Raw genomic sequence first — 663 nt, forward strand, 5'->3', positions numbered from 1 at the left:
TAGGAAAGCCGGGGCGATTCAGTCCGGGGCGAGACCTTTGCCTACTTTGCGTCGTTTGGCAAAGTAGGTCGCCCGAGGGGGCGAAACAAGAAGTCAACGCGCACGCCGAAGCGACGCAGGAAACAAAGGCGCGAGGCATACACATCGCGGACGAAGTCCGCTCCTACAAAAAGCAAAACCGGAGCCTCACGGGAGGCTCCGGTTTTCATTTCAGCGGACTGTTACTTGCCCGCAGTCAGCGCGTTGTAGCTGGTCATCAGGTTCCGGTAATCCGGGATGTGGTTCGAGCACAGCGCCGCCAGCCCTTCGATATCGTTGCGCCAGTCGCGGTGCAGCTCACAGGCCACGCCGAACCAGGTCATCAGCTGCGCGCCGGCCGCTTCCATCCGGCGCCAGGCGGCGTCGCGGGTCATCTCGTTGAAGGTGCCGGAAGCATCCGCCACCACGAACACATCGAACCCTTCGGCCAGGGCCGACAGCGCCGGGAACGCCACGCAGACCTCGGTCACCACGCCGGCGATGATCAGTTGCTTCTTGCCGGTGGCCTTTACCGCCTTGACGAAGTCCTCGTTGTCCCAGGCGTTGATCTGGCCGGGGCGGGCAATGTACGGCGCGTCCGGGAACTGCGCCTTCAGCTCGGGAACCAGCGGGCCGTTGGGGCCG

1 protein-coding gene is annotated in these 663 nt (G+C 64.0%); it reads right to left on the bottom strand.

The window, feature by feature from the left end; all coding sequences use genetic code 11:
• Positions 1 to 221: 221 nt before the first annotated feature.
• On the bottom strand, positions 222 to 663 hold a 442-nt coding region (locus UB43_RS28710), incomplete at its 5' end, for an isochorismatase family protein (RefSeq protein ID WP_045218019.1).

It is taken from the genome of Pseudomonas sp. 21, assembly GCF_000955805.1.
Taxonomy (GTDB): Bacteria; Pseudomonadota; Gammaproteobacteria; order Pseudomonadales; family Pseudomonadaceae; genus Pseudomonas.